17 protein-coding genes and 4 tRNA genes are annotated in these 19,606 nt (G+C 51.7%); 19 read left to right on the top strand and 2 right to left on the bottom strand.

All coding sequences use genetic code 11. The features are described 5' to 3' along the window. Positions 1-31 precede the first annotated feature (31 nt). Both gppA and rhlB read right to left on the bottom strand, forming a co-directional pair. Positions 32-1,516, bottom strand: coding sequence for a guanosine-5'-triphosphate,3'-diphosphate diphosphatase (gppA, locus tag HEN21_RS15020; RefSeq protein ID WP_176252084.1), 1,485 nt, complete (start codon positions 1,514-1,516; stop codon positions 32-34). Positions 1,517-1,651: 135 nt separating this feature from the next. Further along, positions 1,652-2,917: an ATP-dependent RNA helicase RhlB gene (rhlB, locus tag HEN21_RS15015; RefSeq protein ID WP_000047511.1), complete on the bottom strand. Its 1,266-nt coding sequence runs from the start codon at positions 2,915-2,917 to the stop codon at positions 1,652-1,654. 130 nt (positions 2,918-3,047) lie between these two features. On the opposite strand from rhlB, the gene trxA reads away from it, so the two are divergent. From trxA to HEN21_RS14920, 19 genes are all read left to right on the top strand, one after another. After that, entirely contained in the window at positions 3,048-3,377 is a 330-nt protein-coding gene (trxA, locus tag HEN21_RS15010) for a thioredoxin TrxA (RefSeq protein WP_001280776.1), read from the top strand. A 139-nt stretch (positions 3,378-3,516) separates the two neighbouring features. Next, the gene (gene rhoL, locus HEN21_RS15005) at positions 3,517-3,618 is read left to right on the top strand and encodes a rho operon leader peptide RhoL (protein ID WP_010345119.1); all 102 of its coding nucleotides are present in this window, start codon (positions 3,517-3,519) and stop codon (positions 3,616-3,618) included. A gap of 84 nt (positions 3,619-3,702) precedes the next feature. Beyond that, the gene (rho, locus tag HEN21_RS15000; RefSeq protein WP_001054527.1) at positions 3,703-4,962 is read left to right on the top strand and encodes a transcription termination factor Rho; all 1,260 of its coding nucleotides are present in this window, start codon (positions 3,703-3,705) and stop codon (positions 4,960-4,962) included. 239 nt (positions 4,963-5,201) lie between these two features. Continuing rightward, on the top strand, positions 5,202-6,305 hold the full coding sequence (gene wecA, locus HEN21_RS14995) for a UDP-N-acetylglucosamine--undecaprenyl-phosphate N-acetylglucosaminephosphotransferase (protein WP_001050953.1): 1,104 nt from the start codon (positions 5,202-5,204) through the stop codon (positions 6,303-6,305). A gap of 11 nt (positions 6,306-6,316) precedes the next feature. Continuing rightward, positions 6,317-7,363, top strand: coding sequence for an ECA polysaccharide chain length modulation protein (gene wzzE, locus HEN21_RS14990; protein ID WP_000193458.1), 1,047 nt, complete (start codon positions 6,317-6,319; stop codon positions 7,361-7,363). A gap of 55 nt (positions 7,364-7,418) precedes the next feature. Next, entirely contained in the window at positions 7,419-8,549 is a 1,131-nt protein-coding gene (gene wecB, locus HEN21_RS14985) for a non-hydrolyzing UDP-N-acetylglucosamine 2-epimerase (protein WP_010349832.1), read from the top strand. Then, the gene (gene wecC, locus HEN21_RS14980; RefSeq protein ID WP_000006633.1) at positions 8,546-9,808 is read left to right on the top strand and encodes a UDP-N-acetyl-D-mannosamine dehydrogenase; all 1,263 of its coding nucleotides are present in this window, start codon (positions 8,546-8,548) and stop codon (positions 9,806-9,808) included. Before wecB ends, wecC begins: the two co-directional genes overlap by 4 nt. A gap of 34 nt (positions 9,809-9,842) precedes the next feature. Next, the gene (rffC, locus tag HEN21_RS14975; RefSeq protein WP_001122574.1) at positions 9,843-10,517 is read left to right on the top strand and encodes a dTDP-4-amino-4,6-dideoxy-D-galactose acyltransferase; all 675 of its coding nucleotides are present in this window, start codon (positions 9,843-9,845) and stop codon (positions 10,515-10,517) included. Positions 10,518-10,521: 4 nt separating this feature from the next. Then, positions 10,522-11,652 carry a dTDP-4-amino-4,6-dideoxygalactose transaminase gene (rffA, locus tag HEN21_RS14970; RefSeq protein WP_176252083.1) on the top strand — a complete coding sequence of 377 codons (1,131 nt, stop codon included), beginning with the start codon at positions 10,522-10,524 and terminating at the stop codon, positions 11,650-11,652. Between the two features lies 1 nt (position 11,653). Continuing rightward, positions 11,654-12,904 carry a lipid III flippase WzxE gene (wzxE, locus tag HEN21_RS14965; RefSeq protein WP_000050265.1) on the top strand — a complete coding sequence of 417 codons (1,251 nt, stop codon included), beginning with the start codon at positions 11,654-11,656 and terminating at the stop codon, positions 12,902-12,904. Beyond that, positions 12,901-13,980 carry a TDP-N-acetylfucosamine:lipid II N-acetylfucosaminyltransferase gene (gene rffT, locus HEN21_RS14960; RefSeq protein WP_176252082.1) on the top strand — a complete coding sequence of 360 codons (1,080 nt, stop codon included), beginning with the start codon at positions 12,901-12,903 and terminating at the stop codon, positions 13,978-13,980. Before wzxE ends, rffT begins: the two co-directional genes overlap by 4 nt. Next, positions 13,977-15,329: an ECA oligosaccharide polymerase gene (wzyE, locus tag HEN21_RS14955; RefSeq protein WP_176252081.1), complete on the top strand. Its 1,353-nt coding sequence runs from the start codon at positions 13,977-13,979 to the stop codon at positions 15,327-15,329. The genes rffT and wzyE overlap by 4 nt, the downstream gene beginning before the upstream one ends. Before the next feature lie 2 nt (positions 15,330-15,331). Then, a complete protein-coding gene (gene wecG, locus HEN21_RS14950; protein WP_176252080.1) occupies positions 15,332-16,072 on the top strand; it encodes a lipopolysaccharide N-acetylmannosaminouronosyltransferase in 741 nt (246 codons plus the stop codon). A gap of 189 nt (positions 16,073-16,261) precedes the next feature. Then, entirely contained in the window at positions 16,262-17,647 is a 1,386-nt protein-coding gene (gene thrP / locus HEN21_RS14945) for a bifunctional threonine/serine APC transporter ThrP (protein WP_000774732.1), read from the top strand. A gap of 102 nt (positions 17,648-17,749) precedes the next feature. Then, a tRNA-Arg gene (locus HEN21_RS14940) sits at positions 17,750-17,826 on the top strand. A gap of 58 nt (positions 17,827-17,884) precedes the next feature. Next, positions 17,885-17,960: transfer RNA gene (locus tag HEN21_RS14935), tRNA-His, on the top strand. 20 nt (positions 17,961-17,980) lie between these two features. Next, positions 17,981-18,067, top strand: a tRNA-Leu gene (locus HEN21_RS14930). A 42-nt stretch (positions 18,068-18,109) separates the two neighbouring features. Beyond that, positions 18,110-18,186: transfer RNA gene (locus HEN21_RS14925), tRNA-Pro, on the top strand. A gap of 147 nt (positions 18,187-18,333) precedes the next feature. Then, positions 18,334-19,569: an anaerobic sulfatase maturase gene (locus HEN21_RS14920; RefSeq protein ID WP_176252079.1), complete on the top strand. Its 1,236-nt coding sequence runs from the start codon at positions 18,334-18,336 to the stop codon at positions 19,567-19,569. Positions 19,570-19,606: the final 37 nt, after the last annotated feature.

Genomic DNA, 19,606 nt, shown 5'->3' with positions numbered 1-19,606 from the left:
TGCGTCAGCATCGCATCCGGCACATTACACGTTAAAGCACTTCCAGCGGCCAGTGGACATAGCTCTGCCACTCAGTTTCCTGATCGATAATTTCTTTACCCAGCGGGTGCTGAGCCAGCCAACCTTGCGGCAGCGTCAGGGTCAACTGTTCATGGTTGGCTTGTAATGTAATCTCCGGCACTAAATCATCACGGCGACGGCTGGCAAAAATGATTGCCAGGCGCAGTAAACGACAGAGTTGCTCCGCAACGCGCGGCGGTACGGCATTTTGTTGATGCAACGATGAGAGATCGACAGGATTCGTCTGGTTGAGTAATAGCGTCGCCAGTAGCTTTTTCTGCGCAGGCGTAAAACCGGGAAGATCCAGATTACGCACCAGATAAGCGGCATGTTGCGGCGCTTGTTTGAAATCAACGCTAAGGCCAATTTCATGAAGTTGACAGGCGCTGATTAGCAAATCGCGGCTAATCGCTTCAAGATGCCACTCTTTTTCTACCTGATCAAACAAGTTAGCGGCAACGTTGACCACGCGCTGCGCCTGATCAATATCAATCATAAAGCGGCGCTGAATATTACGCAGTGTACGACTGCGAATATCCTGCTCAACCGCCAGATGCAACATGCCGTAGACCAGGCCTTCACGTAGAGCACCGCCAGCCAGCGTCATACACTGAATATTCAGCTCGGTAAAAATGGCTATCAGGATCGCCAGACCACTCGGGAATACTAACGCGCGCTCCAGCGTTAACCCTTCAATCTCCAGCTCTTCCAGCCGACCGCAATGAATAGCGCGCTGTTTCAGTTGCTGCAACTTCGCAAGGGTAATGCGCTCATCCATTCCCTGCGCCATCATGATTTCCTGTAATGCTTGCACGGTGCCGGAAGCGCCAACGCACACTTTCCAGCCGTGATACCGCAATTCATCGGCAACCGGACGTAACACTTCGCGTGCCGCTTTTTCTGCAGCATCAAAATTTTCCTGCCCCAGATTACGATCGGCAAAATAGCGTTCCAGCCAGGTGACGCAGCCCATAGACAGGCTGAACAAAGACGTGGTTTGTGCGCCTGTGCCAGTGACCAGTTCGGTACTGGCGCCACCAATATCCACGACCAGGCGCTGATCGGCTCCGCCGGTGGTGTGAGCAACACCCTGATAAATCAGGCGAGCTTCTTCTTCACCGCTGATCACCTGTACCGGACAACCGAGGATTTCCTGCGCTTTAGCAATAAAATCACTGGCATTGACGGCAAGTCGTAACGTCGCCGTAGCGACAACGCGAATTTGCGATGGTGGGATATCTTGCAGACGTTCAGCAAACAGGCGCAAACATTGCCAGCCGCGCTCCATTGCTTCATTAGACAGGGCATTTTCGCTGTTCAGGCCAGCAGCCAGACGCACTTTACGTTTAATTCGCGTCAGCGTCTGGATGCTTCCAGCCACCTCGCGCACTACCAGCATATGGAAACTATTTGAACCGAGATCAATAGCTGCATACAGCGACGAGGTGGAACCCATACTCTTCATCCTTCAATCTGTCTCTGCGTTGGCTGCATTCTTTCACCCAAATCACTTACTACAGTAAGCGCCCCGGGATTCATTCTCTTGCCATCTTGATACAGTTTGAATGATTTTGAGTATGACATTATTTATTTAACCTGAACGACGACGATTACGTGGAGCGCCAGTACGACGCGGACCATTGCCTGTGCGCGGGCGCGTGAGGCGCAGCGGTTTTGGCAGATCGGTCATCAATGCGTCTGGATTGTATTTGCTTACCGGAATTGAGTGACCAATATAGGTCTCAATAGCAGGCAAATTCAATGCATACTCTTCACACGCCAGGCTGATAGAGTGACCGCTTGCGCCTGCGCGGCCAGTACGACCGATACGGTGAACGTAATCTTCACAGTCGTCGGGCAAATCGTAGTTAAAGACGTGCGTCACTGCCGGAATATGCAGACCACGAGCAGCAACGTCGGTAGCAACCAGAATATCCAGATCGCCACGGGTAAATTCATCAAGAATACGCAGGCGTTTTTTTTGCGCCACATCGCCCGTCAACAGACCGACACGATGGCCATCTGCCGCCAGGTGACCCCAGATATCTTCACAACGGTGTTTGGTGTTGGCGAAAATAATCGCTCTGTCTGGCCACTCTTCTTCGATCAGCGTTTGCAACAAACGCATCTTTTCTTCGTTAGAAGGGTAGAAAAGCTCTTCTTTAATACGGTGGCCCGTTTTCTGTTCCGGTTCCACTTCGATATATTCGGCGTTATTCATCTGCTCGAACGCCAGTTCACGTACCCGGTACGAAAGCGTGGCGGAGAACAGCATGTTGAGGCGCTGGTTCGCTGGCGGCATACGGCGGAACAGCCAGCGGATATCTTTAATAAAGCCCAGATCATACATACGATCGGCTTCATCCAGCACCACCACTTGAATGGCACCGAGGTTAATGTGGTTCTGCTTGGCGTAGTCAATTAAACGACCCGTGGTGCCAATCAGGATGTCAACGCCGCTTTCCAGCACTTTCAGCTGTTTGTCGTAGCCATCGCCACCGTAAGCCAGCCCCAGTTTCAGTCCGGTAGCTTGTGCCAGTGGCTCCGCGTCGGCGTGGATCTGCACGGCAAGTTCACGCGTCGGTGCCATAATTAAGGCACGCGGTTGATTCACCTTGCGATCGGCAATTGCGGGATGAGAGAGAAGGTAATGAAACGAAGACGTAAGAAACGCCATCGTTTTCCCGGTACCAGTTTGCGCCTGCCCGGCTACGTCACGACCTTCCAGCGTTAGCGGAAGAGCCAGTGCCTGAATGGGCGTACAGTTATGAAACCCTTTTTTTTCAAGGGCTTCTACAACTTTCGGATGCAGGGCGAAGTCGGAAAACTTCTGTTCTGTTAAATGTGTTTTGCTCATAGTGTGATAGAATATCAGCTTACTATTGCTTTACGAAAGCGTATCCGGTGAAATAAAGTCAACCTTTAGTTGGTTAATGTTACACCAACAACGAAACCAACACGCCAGGCTTATTCCTGTGGAGTTATATATGAGCGATAAAATTATTCACCTGACTGACGACAGTTTTGACACGGATGTACTCAAAGCGGACGGGGCAATCCTCGTCGATTTCTGGGCAGAGTGGTGCGGCCCGTGCAAAATGATCGCCCCGATTCTGGATGAAATCGCTGACGAATATCAGGGCAAACTGACCGTTGCAAAACTGAACATCGATCAAAACCCTGGCACTGCGCCGAAATATGGTATCCGTGGTATCCCGACTCTGCTGCTGTTCAAGAATGGCGAAGTGGCGGCAACGAAAGTCGGCGCGCTGTCTAAAGGTCAGTTGAAAGAGTTCCTCGACGCCAATCTGGCATAAGGGAACGTCATGTTCGGGTGCCCTGTCGCTAAAAACTGGACGCCCGGCGTGAGCCATGCTAACTTAATGTTGACTTCGTATTAAACTTACCTTATTAAGTTTGAATCTTGTAATATCCAACGCTTCCCGTTTTTATCTAATGCGAAGTGAACAGATTTCTGGTTTGTCACTCAATCCGTCTTGTCGTTTCAGTTCTGCGTACTTTCCTGTGACCAGACAGCGAAAAGACATGAGTCGATGACCGTAAATAGGCATGGATGATCCTGCCATACCATTCACAACATTAAGTTCGAGATTTACCCCAAGTTTAAGAACTCACACCACTATGAATCTTACCGAATTAAAGAATACGCCGGTTTCTGAGCTGATCACTCTCGGCGAAAATATGGGGCTGGAAAATCTGGCTCGTATGCGTAAGCAGGACATTATTTTTGCCATCCTGAAGCAGCACGCAAAGAGTGGCGAAGATATCTTTGGTGATGGCGTACTGGAGATATTGCAGGATGGATTTGGTTTCCTCCGTTCCGCAGACAGCTCCTACCTCGCCGGTCCTGATGACATCTACGTTTCTCCCAGCCAAATCCGCCGTTTCAACCTCCGCACTGGTGATACCATCTCTGGTAAGATTCGCCCGCCGAAAGAAGGTGAACGCTATTTTGCGCTGCTGAAAGTTAATGAAGTTAACTTCGATAAACCTGAAAACGCCCGCAATAAAATCCTCTTTGAGAACTTGACCCCGCTGCACGCAAACTCTCGTCTGCGTATGGAACGTGGTAACGGTTCTACTGAAGATTTGACCGCTCGCGTGCTGGATCTGGCTTCGCCAATCGGTCGTGGTCAGCGTGGTCTGATTGTGGCACCGCCGAAAGCTGGTAAAACCATGCTGCTGCAGAACATTGCTCAGAGCATTGCTTACAACCACCCGGATTGTGTGCTGATGGTTCTGCTGATTGACGAACGTCCGGAAGAAGTAACCGAGATGCAGCGTCTGGTTAAAGGGGAAGTTGTCGCTTCTACCTTTGACGAACCGGCATCTCGTCACGTTCAGGTTGCGGAAATGGTGATCGAGAAGGCAAAACGTCTGGTTGAGCACAAGAAAGACGTTATCATTCTGCTTGACTCTATTACTCGTCTGGCGCGTGCTTACAACACCGTCGTTCCTGCTTCCGGTAAAGTGTTGACCGGTGGTGTGGACGCTAACGCACTGCATCGTCCGAAACGCTTCTTCGGTGCGGCGCGTAACGTGGAAGAGGGCGGCAGCCTGACCATCATCGCAACGGCGCTCATCGATACGGGTTCCAAAATGGACGAAGTTATCTACGAAGAGTTTAAAGGCACCGGTAACATGGAGCTGCACCTCTCTCGTAAGATCGCTGAAAAACGCGTCTTCCCGGCTATCGACTACAACCGTTCTGGTACGCGTAAAGAAGAACTGCTCACCACTCAGGAAGAGCTGCAGAAAATGTGGATCCTGCGCAAAATCATTCACCCAATGGGCGAAATCGACGCAATGGAATTCCTCATTAACAAGCTCGCGATGACCAAGACGAATGACGATTTCTTTGAGATGATGAAACGCTCATAAATTTGTCTTATGCTAAAAACGCCACGTGTTTACGTGGCGTTTTGCTTTTATATCTGTAATCTTAGCAGCATGCCTGTGATAGTGGGAAAATTCCTGGTTTTTGCGGGTGTTTTATACGATTTTCGTCGCGAGTGGTTGGTTTTTACACAAGTCTGATTGGTTCAGAAAGTAGTTTCCCTTCTGAATAAAGGTCTTCGTGGGTATACTTCTGCTAATAATTTTCTCTGAGAGCATGCATTGTGAATTTACTGACAGTGAGTACTGATCTCATCAGTATTTTTTTATTCACGACACTGTTTCTGTTTTTTGCCCGCAAGGTAGCAAAAAAAGTCGGTTTAGTGGATAAACCTAACTTCCGCAAACGTCACCAGGGATTGATACCGCTCGTTGGGGGTATTTCAGTTTATGCAGGGATTTGCTTTACGTTCGGAATTGTCGATTATTACATTCCGCATGCATCTCTCTACCTGGCTTGCGCTGGCGTCCTGGTGTTCATTGGCGCGCTGGATGACCGTTTTGATATCAGCGTAAAAATCCGAGCCACCATACAGGCCGCTGTTGGCATCATTATGATGGTGTTCGGCAAACTTTATCTCAGTAGCCTTGGCTATATTTTTGGCGACTGGGAGATGGTACTCGGACCGTTTGGGTATTTCCTGACGTTGTTTGCAGTCTGGGCGGCAATTAATGCTTTCAATATGGTTGATGGCATTGACGGTTTGCTGGGCGGCTTATCCTGCGTCTCATTTGCGGCAATTGGCATGATTTTGTGGTTCGACGGGCAAACCAGCCTCGCTATCTGGTGCTTTGCGATGATCGCCGCCATCCTGCCTTACATCATGCTCAACCTCGGTATTCTGGGACGTCGCTATAAAGTCTTTATGGGCGATGCGGGCAGTACACTGATTGGTTTTACCGTAATCTGGATCCTGCTGGAAACCACCCAAGGCAAAACGCATCCGATTAGCCCGGTGACTGCATTATGGATAATCGCCATTCCGCTAATGGATATGGTAGCAATTATGTATCGTCGTCTGCGTAAAGGCATGAGCCCGTTCTCTCCTGACCGCCAGCACATTCATCATTTAATCATGCGTGCCGGCTTTACTTCTCGTCAGGCATTTGTGCTGATTACCCTTGCTGCTGCACTGCTTGCCTCCATTGGCGTGCTGGCAGAATATTCTCATTTTGTCCCTGAATGGGTCATGCTGGTGCTCTTTTTGCTAGCATTCTTCCTCTATGGCTATTGCATTAAGCGCGCCTGGAAGGTTGCTCGCTTTATTAAGCGTGTGAAACGCCGACTGCGCAGAAACCGTGGTGGCAGCCCCAACTTAACCAAATAAACGAGGATGTAATGACGCAACCAATGCCTGGGAAACCAGCCGAAGACGCTGAAAATGAACTGGATATTCGTGGGTTGTTTCGTACCTTGTGGGCTGGGAAGCTGTGGATTATTGGCATGGGGCTGGCGTTTGCGTTAATTGCGCTGGCATATACATTTTTCGCCCGCCAGGAGTGGAGCGCGACGGCGATTACCGATCGTCCAACGGTGAATATGCTGGGGGGATACTACTCGCAGCAGCAGTTTTTGCGTAACCTGGACATCCGTTCGAACATGGCTCCTGCCGACCAACCATCGGTCATGGACGAAGCCTATAAAGAATTTGTTATGCAGCTGGCGTCGTGGGACACCCGCCGCGATTTCTGGCTGCAGACGGATTATTACAAACAGCGGATGGTCGGTAACAGTAAAGCTGATGCGGCTCTGCTGGATGAAATGATCAACAACATCCAGTTTATTCCCGGTGATTTCACCCGCGCGATCAATGATAACGTTAAATTGATTGCCGAAACTGCCCCTGATGCCAATAATCTGCTGCGTCAATATGTCGCATTCGCCAGTCAGCGCGCTGCCAGCCATCTGAATGATGAGCTGAAAGGCGCATGGGCAGCACGCACTATCCAAATGAAAGCCCAGGTGAAACGTCAGGAAGAAGTGGCGAAAGCGATCTACGACCGCCGGGTAAACAGCATTGAGCAGGCGCTCAAAATCGCCGAGCAACATAATATTTCTCGTAGTGCGACAGATGTCCCTGCGGATGAATTGCCTGATTCAGAAATGTTTTTGCTGGGTCGCCCTATGCTGCAGGCGCGATTAGAAAACTTACAGGCCGTCGGTCCGGCCTTTGATCTCGACTATGATCAGAATCGGGCCATGTTAAATACCCTTAATGTAGGTCCAACCCTGGATCCGCGTTTTCAGACCTATCGCTATTTGCGTACGCCGGAAGAACCGGTAAAACGCGATAGCCCACGTCGTGCCTTCCTGATGATTATGTGGGGCATTGTCGGGGGGCTGATCGGGGCTGGTGTCGCATTAACCCGCCGTTGCTCGAAATAGCAACACAGCTGCGGTGAGCGCAAAGGCGCTCGCCGCTTATTCAAAGAGAATCGATGTGAAAGTACTGACTGTATTTGGTACGCGCCCGGAAGCCATCAAGATGGCGCCGCTGGTGCATGCGTTGGCAAAAGATCCTTTTTTTGAGGCTAAAGTTTGCGTCACTGCGCAGCATCGGGAGATGCTCGATCAGGTGCTGAAACTCTTTTCCATTGTACCTGACTACGATCTCAACATAATGCAGCCAGGACAGGGCCTGACAGAGATAACCTGTCGAATTCTTGAAGGATTAAAACCTATTCTTGCCGAGTTCAAACCGGACGTGGTGCTGGTACACGGCGATACCACCACGACGCTGGCCACCAGTCTGGCGGCGTTTTATCAGCGTATTCCTGTTGGTCACGTAGAGGCCGGACTGCGTACGGGCGATCTCTATTCACCCTGGCCGGAAGAGGCTAACCGCACGCTGACTGGTCATCTGGCGATGTACCATTTCTCCCCGACTGAAACCTCGCGGCAAAACCTGCTGCGTGAAAATGTCGCTGATAGCCGAATCTTTATCACCGGCAATACCGTTATCGACGCCTTGCTGTGGGTGCGCGACCAGGTGATGAGCAGCGATACGCTGCGTTCTGAACTGGCGGAAAATTACCCGTTTATCGACCCCAATAAGAAGATGATTCTGGTGACCGGTCACAGACGTGAGAGCTTCGGTCGTGGTTTTGAAGAAATTTGCCACGCACTGGCAGAAATCGCCACCACTCATCAGGACATCCAGATTGTCTATCCGGTACATCTCAACCCGAACGTCAGAGAACCGGTAAACCGCATTCTGGGGCATGTGAAAAATGTCATTCTGATCGATCCCCAGGAGTATTTACCGTTTGTCTGGCTGATGAACCACGCCTGGTTGATTTTGACTGACTCTGGCGGTATTCAGGAAGAAGCGCCTTCACTGGGTAAACCGGTGCTGGTGATGCGCGATACCACTGAACGTCCGGAAGCGGTGACTGCGGGTACGGTGCGTCTGGTCGGCACGGATAAGCAACGAATTGTCGAGGAAGTGACGCGTCTTTTAAAAGACGAAAATGAATATCAAACTATGAGCCGCGCCCATAACCCGTATGGTGATGGTCAGGCATGCTCTCGCATTTTGGAAGCGTTAAAAAATAATCGGATATCACTATGAGTTTTGCGACCATTTCTGTCATTGGACTGGGTTACATTGGGCTGCCAACGGCGGCAGCGTTTGCCTCCCGGCAAAAACAGGTGATTGGTGTCGATATCAACCAACAAGCGGTTGATACCATCAATCGTGGCGAAATCCATATCGTCGAGCCTGATTTGGCGAGTGTGGTAAAAACTGCCGTAGAAGGTGGTTTTTTACGAGCGAGCACGACGCCGGTTGAGGCGGATGCCTGGCTGATTGCTGTACCTACGCCGTTTAAAGGCGATCATGAACCGGATATGACTTACGTCGAATCGGCTGCCCGCTCCATTGCGCCAGTACTGAAAAAAGGCGCGCTGGTGATCCTTGAGTCCACCTCGCCGGTGGGCTCAACTGAGAAGATGGCAGAATGGTTAGCAGAGATGCGTCCAGATCTGACTTTCCCGCAGCAAGTGGGCGAGCAGGCGGACGTCAACATTGCTTACTGCCCGGAACGCGTGTTGCCGGGGCAGGTGATGGTCGAGCTGATTAAAAATGACCGTGTGATTGGCGGTATGACGCCGGTTTGTTCTGCGCGCGCCAGCGAATTATACAAAATTTTCCTCGAAGGTGAGTGTGTCGTCACTAACTCGCGGACGGCGGAAATGTGTAAGCTGACTGAAAACAGCTTCCGCGATGTGAATATTGCTTTTGCTAACGAACTATCGCTGATTTGTGCCGATCAGGGGATTAACGTCTGGGAACTGGTTCGCCTGGCGAATCGCCACCCACGAGTCAATATTCTTCAGCCTGGCCCTGGCGTGGGTGGTCACTGTATCGCTGTTGATCCGTGGTTTATCGTGGCGCAGAACCCGCAGCAGGCGCGGCTTATCCGTACCGCGCGCGAAGTGAACGACAACAAACCTTTCTGGGTTATCGATCAGGTCAAAGCGGTGGTAGCTGATTGCCTGGCTGCTACGGATAAACGCGCCAGCGAGCTGAAAATTGCCTGCTTTGGTCTGGCGTTTAAACCGAATATTGATGATCTACGCGAAAGTCCGGCAATGGAAATCGCTGAGCTGATCGCTCAATGGCACAGTGGTGAAACGCTGGTTGTTGAACCGAATATTCACCAGTTGCCGAAAAAACTGACCGGGCTTTGCACTCTGGCGCAGCTTGACGACGCGCTGGCAACGGCAGATGTGCTGGTGATGCTGGTCGATCACAGTCAGTTCAAAGCCATTAGCGGCGAACATGTTAAACAGCAGTATGTCGTGGATACCAAAGGGGTCTGGCGCTGATTACAGTGAATGACTGTTTTGAGGGAGTCACACAATGCCCATTCGCGCCAGAATTGAACCACTAACCTGGGAAAACACCTTCTTTGGTGTCAACAGCGCCATTGTGCGCATTAGTCCTGACGCGCCACTCCTGACGTCAGACGCCTTAGCGCCGTGGTCACGGGTGCAGGCCAAAATTGCCGCATCAAATACCGATGAGCTGGACGCCTTGCAACAACTGGGATTCTCACTGGTTGAGGGGGAAGTTGATTTGGTACTGCCCGTGAACAACGCAAGTGATAGCGACGCAGAAGTGGCACAAGAGACAGATATTCCAGTGCTACGCCAGTTAGCCAGTGAGGCATTTGCGCAAAGCCGTTTTCGTGCGCCGTGGTATGCGCCTGACGCCAGTGGTCGCTTTTATGCACAGTGGATTGAAAACGCCGTACGCGGCACTTTTGATCATCAATGCCTGATTTTACGCTCAGCGTCTGGTGATATTTGTGGCTATGTTTCTCTACGAGAATTGAATGCCACTGACGCGCGCATTGGCTTGCTGGCAGGCCGTGGCTCCGGTGCACAGCTGATGCAAGCGGCACTAAACTGGGCGTATGCTCGCGGTAAAAAAACATTGCGGGTGGCGACCCAGATGGGCAACACCGCCGCGCTTAAACGATACATACAAAGTGGTGCGAATGTAGAAAGCACCGCGTACTGGTTATACAGGTGATCACATGATTCCATTTAACGCACCGCCGGTGGTAGGAACCGAACTCGACTATATGCAGTCGGCAATGGGTAGCGGCAAACTGTGCGGCGATGGCGGTTTTACCCGTCGCTGCCAGCAGTGGCTGGAGCAACGTTTTGGTAGTGCCAAAGTGCTGCTGACGCCGTCCTGCACCGCTTCGCTGGAGATGGCGGCGTTGCTGCTCGATATCCAGCCGGGCGATGAAGTGATCATGCCGAGCTACACCTTTGTCTCCACCGCCAACGCCTTCGTGCTGCGTGGAGCAAAAATCGTCTTTGTGGATGTCCGCCCGGACACCATGAACATCGACGAAACGCTTATTGAATCGGCGATCACCGACAAAACGCGCGTTATCGTGCCGGTACATTACGCGGGCGTGGCCTGTGAAATGGACACCATTATGGCGCTGGCGAAAAAGCATAACCTGTTTGTGGTGGAAGATGCCGCGCAGGGCGTGATGTCCACTTACAAAGGGCGTGCGCTGGGAACCATTGGTCATATTGGCTGCTTTAGCTTCCATGAAACCAAAAACTACACGGCGGGCGGTGAAGGTGGTGCGACGCTGATTAACGATAAAGCGTTGATTGAACGTGCCGAGATCATCCGTGAAAAAGGCACTAACCGCAGCCAGTTCTTCCGTGGTCAGGTCGATAAATATACCTGGCGTGATATTGGTTCCAGCTATCTGATGTCCGATCTGCAAGCTGCGTACCTGTGGGCGCAACTGGAAGCCGCCGAACGTATCAACCAGCAACGTCTGGCGTTGTGGCAAAACTACTACGATGCGTTAGCACCTCTGGCGAAAGCCGGGCGTATCGAATTGCCGTCGATTCCCGATGGCTGCGTGCAGAACGCGCATATGTTCTACATTAAACTGCGGGATATTGATGACCGGAGCGCGTTGATTAACTTTCTGAAAGAAGCGGAAATCATGGCGGTGTTCCATTACATTCCGCTGCACGGTTGCCCTGCGGGGGAACGCTTTGGTGAGTTCCACGGTGAAGATCGCTACACCACCAAAGAGAGCGAGCGCCTGCTGCGCCTGCCGCTGTTCTACAACCTGTCGCCCGTCAATCAGCGTACGGTAATTGCGACCTTGTTGAACTACTTCTCCTGATATGTCGTTGGCAAAAGCGTCCTTGTGGACGGCGGCCAGTACACTGGTCAAGATTGGTGCCGGGTTACTGGTCGGTAAGTTGCTGGCGGTGTCATTTGGTCCGGCGGGGCTTGGGCTGGCGGCAAATTTCCGCCAGTTGATTACCGTGCTCGGCGTGCTTGCCGGGGCTGGCATCTTTAACGGTGTAACCAAATACGTTGCCCAGTACCATGATAATCCGCAACAGCTGCGCCGCGTGGTCGGCACTTCATCAGCGATGGTACTTGGTTTCTCTACGCTGATGGCGCTGGTTTTTGTGCTGGCAGCTGCGCCAATCAGCCAGGGATTGTTTGGTAATACCGACTATCAGGGGCTGGTGCGTTTAGTGGCGCTGGTGCAAATGGGGATCGCCTGGGGCAACCTGTTACTGGCGCTGATGAAAGGCTTTCGCGATGCCGCAGGTAATGCGTTATCGCTGATTGTCGGCAGCTTGATTGGCGTTCTCGCGTACTACGTCAGTTACCGTTTGGGCGGTTATGAAGGGGCGTTGCTGGGTCTGGCGCTGATTCCCGCGCTGGTGGTGATTCCTGCCGCCATCATGTTGATCAAACGTGGTGTCATCCCGTTAAGCTATCTGAAACCCAGCTGGGATAACGGTCTGGCAGGGCAGTTGAGCAAATTTACGCTCATGGCGTTGATTACGTCGGTGACCTTGCCTGTTGCTTACATCATGATGCGTAAACTGCTGGCGGCGCAGTATAGCTGGGATGAAGTGGGGATTTGGCAAGGGGTGAGCAGTATTTCCGATGCCTACCTGCAATTTATTACGGCATCGTTCAGCGTATATTTGCTGCCCACGTTGTCGCGGCTAACGGAAAAGCGCGATATCACCCGGGAAGTGGTTAAATCGCTGAAATTCGTCTTACCGGCAGTGGCGGCGGCGAGTTTTACCGTCTGGCTGCTGCGCGATTTTGCTATCTGGCTGTTGTTGTCGAATAAATTTACCGCCATGCGCGATCTCTTTGCCTGGCAGTTGGTAGGCGATGTATTGAAAGTTGGCGCTTACGTCTTTGGTTATCTGGTGATCGCCAAAGCATCGCTGCGGTTTTATATTCTGGCGGAAGTCAGCCAGTTCACTTTGTTGATGGTATTTGCCCACTGGTTGATCCCCGCGCATGGTGCTCTGGGCGCGGCGCAGGCTTATATGGCAACTTATATCGTCTATTTCTCTCTTTGTTGTGGCGTGTTTTTACTCTGGCGTAGGCGGGCATGACTGTACTGATTCACGTACTGGGATCGGATATCCCTCACCATAACCAAACCGTTCTACGGTTTTTCAACGACGCGCTGGCCGCGACGAGCGAGCACGCGCGCGAGTTTATGGTTGCTGGCAAGGACGACGGCTTAAGTGACAGCTGTCCGGCGCTTTCTGTGCAATTTTACCCTGGTAAAAAATCCCTGGCAGAAGCGGTCATCGCAAAGGCGAAAGCTAACCGCCAGCAGCGATTTTTCTTCCACGGTCAGTTCAACACCGCGCTATGGCTGGCGTTGCTGAGTGGTGGTATCAAACCCAGCCAGTTTTACTGGCATATCTGGGGTGCAGATCTCTATGAGGTTTCCAGCGGGCTGAAATTCAAACTTTTCTATCCTGTCCGCCGACTGGCACAAAAGCGAGTTGGCTGCGTATTTGCCACTCGCGGTGATTTGAGCTTTTTTGCTAAAACGCATCCTAAGGTGCGGGGCGAACTGATTTACTTCCCAACCCGAATGGATCCTTCTCTCAATACGATGGCGAACGATCGGCAACGTGAAGGGAAAATGACCATTCTGGTGGGGAACTCCGGCGATCGTAGCAATGAACACATCGCCGCCTTAAATGCTGTTCATCAGCAGTTTGGCGATACGGTAAAAGTGGTGGTGCCGATGGGATATCCGCCCAACAACGATGCATATATTAACGAAGTTCGTCAGGCAGGACTGAAACTGTTCAGCGAAGAAAATCTGCAAGTTCTGAGCGAAAAACTGGATTTTGACGCCTATCTGGCGCTACTTCGTCAGTGCGATCTCGGCTACTTTATTTTTGCCCGCCAGCAGGGCATTGGTACTCTGTGTTTGCTGATTCAGGCAGGCATTCCCTGCGTACTTAACCGGGAAAATCCGTTCTGGCAGGATATGACGGAACAGCATTTGCCGGTGCTGTTTACTACCGACGATCTCAACGAGGATATTGTGCGTGAAGCGCAGCGCCAGCTTGCGTCGGTGGACAAAAACAACATTGCCTTCTTTAGCCCGAACTATCTGCAAGGCTGGCAGCGGGCGCTGGCTATTGCCAGCGGGGAGGACGCATGAGCCTGTTGCAATTTAGCGGCCTGTTTGTTGTCTGGCTGCTTTGCTCACTGTTTATTGCTACGCTGACCTGGTTTGAGTTTCGCCGCGTGCGCTTTAACTTCAATGTCTTCTTTTCATTGCTGTTTTTGCTCACCTTTTTCTTTGGCTTTCCGCTGACCAGCGTGCTGGTATTTCGCTTTAATGTCGGCGTTGCGCCGCCAGAAATTCTCCTTCAGGCGCTGCTTTCTGCTGCTTGCTTCTACGCGGTTTACTATGTCACCTACAAAACCCGCCTACGCAAACGCGTTGCTGATGTACCGCGCCGCCCGCTGTTTACCATGAACCGCGTGGAGACCAATCTTACGTGGGTGATCCTGATGGGTATCGCCCTGGTGAGCGTCGGCATCTTCTTCATGCACAACGGTTTTTTGCTGTTCCGGCTTAACTCCTACAGCCAGATCTTCTCCAGTGAAGTCTCCGGCGTGGCGCTAAAACGCTTCTTTTACTTTTTCATCCCGGCGATGCTGGTGGTCTACTTTCTGCGCCAGGACAGCAAAGCGTGGCTGTTTTTCCTCGTCAGCACGGTCGCATTTGGCTTGCTGACTTATATGATTGTCGGCGGTACTCGCGCCAATATCATCATCGCATTCGCTATCTTCCTGTTTATTGGCATTATTCGCGGCTGGATTTCGTTGTGGATGCTGGCGGCGGCAGGCGTGCTGGGGATTGTTGGCATGTTCTGGCTGGCGCTTAAACGCTATGGAATGAACGTTAGCGGCGATGAGGCGTTCTATACGTTTCTCTATCTCACCCGCGACACCTTCTCGCCGTGGGAGAATCTGGCGTTGCTGTTGCAGAACTACGACAACATTGACTTCCAGGGGCTGGCGCCGATTGTCCGCGATTTCTATGTCTTTATTCCTTCCTGGTTGTGGCCGGGACGCCCGAGCATGGTGCTGAATTCTGCCAACTATTTCACCTGGGAAGTGCTGAACAATCACTCCGGCCTGGCAATCTCGCCTACGCTTATTGGTTCACTGGTTGTTATGGGCGGTGCGCTGTTTATTCCTCTGGGGGCGATTGTAGTTGGACTGATCATTAAATGGTTCGACTGGCTGTATGAGCTGGGCAACCGCGAAACCAATCGTTATAAGGCCGCGATATTGCACAGTTTCTGCTTCGGGGCGATCTTTAATATGATTGTACTGGCGCGCGAAGGGCTGGATTCGTTTGTCTCACGCGTGGTCTTTTTTATCGTGGTCTTCGGCGCATGTCTGATGATCGCAAAACTGTTGTACTGGCTTTTTGAAAGCGCCGGACTCATTCATAAACGCACAAAATCATCGCTCCGGGCGCGGGTTGAAGGATAACAATGAATAACAACACCACGGCACCGACCTATACGCTACGTGGCTTACCGTTGATCGGTTGGCGTGATATGCAGCACGCCCTCGATTATCTGTTCGCTGACGGGCAGCTTAAGCAGGGAACGCTGGTTGCCATTAATGCCGAAAAAATGCTGACCATTGAAGATAACGCCGAGGTCAGGGAGTTAATTAACGCTGCCGAATTTAAATATGCCGATGGTATTAGCGTTGTGCGTTCGGTACGGAAAAAGTACCCACAGGCACAGGTTTCCCGCGTTGCCGGAGCCGATCTCTGGGAAGAGCTGATGGCGCGCGCAGGAAAAGAAGGGACGCCAGTATTTCTTGTTGGCGGTAAACCTGAAGTGCTGGCGCAAACTGAAGCTAAACTGCGCAACCAGTGGAATGTGAATATCGTTGGTAGTCAGGATGGTTATTTTAAACCCGAGCAGCGTCAGGCACTATTTGAACGCATTCATGACAGTGGAGCGCAAATCGTCACCGTTGCGATGGGATCGCCCAAGCAGGAGATCTTCATGCGCGATTGCCGTCTGGTGCATCCAGATGCGCTGTATATGGGCGTTGGCGGGACTTACGATGTCTTTACTGGTCATGTGAAACGCGCGCCGAAAATTTGGCAAACGCTGGGGCTGGAGTGGCTCTACCGCCTGCTTTCGCAGCCGAGCCGCATTAAGCGTCAGCTTCGTTTGCTGCGTTATTTACGCTGGCACTACACCGGCAACCTCTGATTTTCCTTTCTGTAAAGCGACGGAGTGGTCACTCCGTCGCCTGCCTGCTGTTTTATTACACAAAGCATTCAAATTTTTAATGCTTCATTTGCCATTTCTTCTAAATTACGAAAACATTCGCAACACTCGATGTACCCATAACGATAACCGGTAACACCGGAAAAACATGCAAACACAACACGAGGATTTATGGCAGATAACAAACCAGAGCTACAGCGTGGGCTGGAAGCTCGACATATCGAACTCATCGCCCTGGGGGGCACCATTGGCGTTGGCTTGTTTATGGGAGCCGCCAGTACCTTGAAATGGGCCGGGCCATCCGTATTGTTGGCCTATATCATCGCCGGGCTGTTCGTCTTTTTCATTATGCGTTCAATGGGCGAAATGTTGTTCCTCGAACCGGTTACCGGTTCGTTCGCCGTTTATGCGCATCGTTATATGAGCCCGTTTTTTGGCTATCTCACCGCCTGGTCTTACTGGTTTATGTGGATGGCGGTGGGGATTTCAGAAATTACCGCCATCGGCGTCTACGTCCAGTTCTGGTTCCCGGAGATGGCGCAGTGGATACCCGCATTGATCGCGGTGGCGCTGGTGGCGTTGGCGAATCTGGCGGCGGTGCGGTTGTACGGCGAAATCGAGTTCTGGTTCGCGATGATCAAAGTCACCACAATTATTGTGATGATCGTCATTGGCCTGGGCGTGATTTTCTTTGGCTTTGGTAATGGCGGGCAGTCGATTGGGTTTAGCAATCTCACAGAGCATGGCGGTTTCTTTGCGGGTGGCTGGAAAGGGTTCCTGACCGCGCTGTGTATCGTGGTGGCGTCCTACCAGGGCGTGGAGCTGATTGGTATCACTGCCGGTGAAGCGAAGAATCCGCAGGTGACGCTGCGCAGCGCGGTAGGCAAAGTACTGTGGCGGATCCTGATTTTCTACGTAGGCGCGATTTTCGTTATCGTCACCATCTTCCCGTGGAATGAAATTGGCAGCAACGGCAGCCCGTTCGTACTGACTTTCGCCAAAATCGGTATTACCGCAGCGGCGGGCATTATCAACTTTGTGGTGCTGACGGCGGCGCTCTCTGGCTGTAACAGCGGCATGTACAGTTGCGGACGTATGCTTTACGCGCTGGCGAAAAACCGTCAGTTACCGGCGGCGATGGCGAAAGTTTCTCGTCACGGCGTACCGGTTGCGGGTGTGGCGGTATCAATAGCCATTCTGTTGATTGGTTCATGCCTGAACTACATCATCCCCAATCCACAGCGTGTGTTTGTTTACGTCTACAGCGCCAGCGTTCTTCCGGGGATGGTGCCGTGGTTTGTGATCCTGATTAGTCAGCTGCGTTTTCGTCGTGCGCACAAAGCGGCGATTGCCAGCCATCCGTTCCGCTCCATTCTCTTCCCGTGGGCCAATTACGTAACAATGGCATTCCTGATTTGCGTTTTGATCGGCATGTACTTTAATGAAGATACCCGTATGTCGCTGTTTGTCGGCATCATCTTCATGCTGGCGGTGACGGCGATTTATAAAGTTTTTGGCCTTAATCGCCACGGTAAAGTGCATAAACTGGAGGAATAAGCAGCAAAATGCACAAACCGTAACCAAACGCGCATTTTATTTAAAAAGGGACTAGACAGAGGGGTGGGAAGTCCGTATTATCCACCCCCGCAACGGCGCTAAGCGCCCGTAGCTCAGCTGGATAGAGCGCTGCCCTCCGGAGGCAGAGGTCTCAGGTTCGAATCCTGTCGGGCGCGCCATTTAGTCCCGGCGCTTGAGCTGCGGTGGTAGTAATACCGCGTAACAAGATTTGTAGTGGTGGCTATAGCTCAGTTGGTAGAGCCCTGGATTGTGATTCCAGTTGTCGTGGGTTCGAATCCCATTAGCCACCCCATTATTAGAAGTTGTGACAATGCGAAGGTGGCGGAATTGGTAGACGCGCTAGCTTCAGGTGTTAGTGTCCTTACGGACGTGGGGGTTCAAGTCCCCCCCCTCGCACCACGACTTTAAAGAATTGAACTAAAAATTCAAAAAGCAGTATTTCGGCGAGTAGCGCAGCTTGGTAGCGCAACTGGTTTGGGACCAGTGGGTCGGAGGTTCGAATCCTCTCTCGCCGACCAATTTTGAACCCCGCTTCGGCGGGGTTTTTTGTTTTCTGTGCATTCCATCACTCACCCTTCGCAATAAACGCCCGTAGTAACTCATTGCCACACGGTATTATTTCGCCCTTAACTTCATCGAAGGACGACTTCAGGCAAGGAGCGACTATGCTGCAACAGGTTCCGACGCGTGCTTTTCACGTAATGGCGAAACCGAGCGGTTCAGATTGTAATCTGAACTGTGACTACTGTTTTTATCTCGAAAAACAATCCCTTTACCGCGAACAACCTGTCACGCATATGGACGATGACACGCTTGAAGCGTATGTCCGTCACTATATTGCTGCCAGCGAACCCCAAAACGAAGTGGCTTTTACCTGGCAGGGCGGCGAACCAACGTTACTCGGGCTGGAGTTTTACCGCCGTGCAGTGGCGCTACAGGCGAAATATGGTGCTGGCAGGAAGGTAAGTAACAGCTTCCAGACTAACGGCGTGCTGCTCGATGATGAATGGTGTGCATTTCTGGCAGAAAATCATTTCCTGGTCGGTTTATCGCTGGATGGTCCGGCTGAGATCCATAATCAATATCGCGTGACCAAAGGCGGCAGACCAACGCATAAGCTGGTGATACGCGCACTTAAATTACTGCAAAAATATCGCGTTGATTATAACGTTCTGGCGTGCGTCAACCGTACCAGCGCGCAGCAACCGTTACAGGTTTATGATTTTTTACGTGAGGCGGGCGTGGAGTTCATCCAGTTTATTCCGGTAGTGGAACGTCTGGCTGATGAAACAGCTGCCCGCGATGGACTGAAATTACATGCGCCTGGCGATATTCAGGGTGAGTTGACGGAATGGTCGGTGCGCCCCGATGAGTTCGGTGAATTTCTGGTGGCGATATTCGACTATTGGATCAAACGCGACGTCGGCAAGATTTTCGTAATGAATATCGAATGGGCGTTCGCCAATTTTGTCGGCGTGCCGGGCGCAGTTTGCCATCATCAGCCGACCTGTGGGCGCTCGGTGATTATTGAGCACAACGGCGATGTTTACGCCTGCGATCACTATGTTTATCCACAATATCGACTGGGGAATATGCTTCAGCAGACAGTTGCAGAAATGATCGATTCCCCGCAACAGCAGGAGTTCGGTGAAGATAAATTTAAGCAGTTGCCGGCGCAGTGTCGAAGTTGCAACGTGTTAAAAGCGTGCTGGGGAGGTTGCCCGAAACACCGCTTTATGCTCGATACCAGCGGCAAACCGGGGCTGAATTATTTATGTGCCGGGTATCAGCGTTATTTCCGCCATCTACCGCCATATCTTAAAGCAATGGCTGATTTGCTGGCGCACGGCCGCCCGGCCAGCGACATTATGCAGGCACATTTGATGGTGGTGAGTAAGTAAAAAGCGGCCATTTGGAGGCCGCTGCAGTTGCTTGCCG

The sequence above is a fragment of the Escherichia sp. 93.1518 genome, assembly GCF_013368915.2.
Classification (GTDB): domain Bacteria; phylum Pseudomonadota; class Gammaproteobacteria; order Enterobacterales; family Enterobacteriaceae; genus Escherichia; species Escherichia ruysiae.
Note: the sequence above shows the minus strand (reverse complement) of the source record. Positions and strands in the feature narration are given on the sequence as shown.

Bases quoted from the DNA above. Each gene is read 5' to 3' on its own strand.
- gppA (WP_176252084.1), bottom strand. From the start codon at position 1,516: ATGGGTTCCACCTCGTCGCTGTATGCAGCTATTGATCTCGGTTCAAAT.
- rhlB (WP_000047511.1), bottom strand. From the start codon at position 2,917: ATGAGCAAAACACATTTAACAGAACAGAAGTTTTCCGACTTCGCCCTG.
- trxA (WP_001280776.1), top strand. From the start codon at position 3,048: ATGAGCGATAAAATTATTCACCTGACTGACGACAGTTTTGACACGGAT.
- rhoL (WP_010345119.1), top strand. From the start codon at position 3,517: ATGCGAAGTGAACAGATTTCTGGTTTGTCACTCAATCCGTCTTGTCGT.
- rho (WP_001054527.1), top strand. From the start codon at position 3,703: ATGAATCTTACCGAATTAAAGAATACGCCGGTTTCTGAGCTGATCACT.
- wzzE (WP_000193458.1), top strand. From the start codon at position 6,317: ATGACGCAACCAATGCCTGGGAAACCAGCCGAAGACGCTGAAAATGAA.
- wecC (WP_000006633.1), top strand. From the start codon at position 8,546: ATGAGTTTTGCGACCATTTCTGTCATTGGACTGGGTTACATTGGGCTG.
- rffC (WP_001122574.1), top strand. From the start codon at position 9,843: ATGCCCATTCGCGCCAGAATTGAACCACTAACCTGGGAAAACACCTTC.
- rffA (WP_176252083.1), top strand. From the start codon at position 10,522: ATGATTCCATTTAACGCACCGCCGGTGGTAGGAACCGAACTCGACTAT.
- wzxE (WP_000050265.1), top strand. From the start codon at position 11,654: ATGTCGTTGGCAAAAGCGTCCTTGTGGACGGCGGCCAGTACACTGGTC.
- rffT (WP_176252082.1), top strand. From the start codon at position 12,901: ATGACTGTACTGATTCACGTACTGGGATCGGATATCCCTCACCATAAC.
- wzyE (WP_176252081.1), top strand. From the start codon at position 13,977: ATGAGCCTGTTGCAATTTAGCGGCCTGTTTGTTGTCTGGCTGCTTTGC.
- wecG (WP_176252080.1), top strand. From the start codon at position 15,332: ATGAATAACAACACCACGGCACCGACCTATACGCTACGTGGCTTACCG.
- thrP (WP_000774732.1), top strand. From the start codon at position 16,262: ATGGCAGATAACAAACCAGAGCTACAGCGTGGGCTGGAAGCTCGACAT.
- HEN21_RS14920 (WP_176252079.1), top strand. From the start codon at position 18,334: ATGCTGCAACAGGTTCCGACGCGTGCTTTTCACGTAATGGCGAAACCG.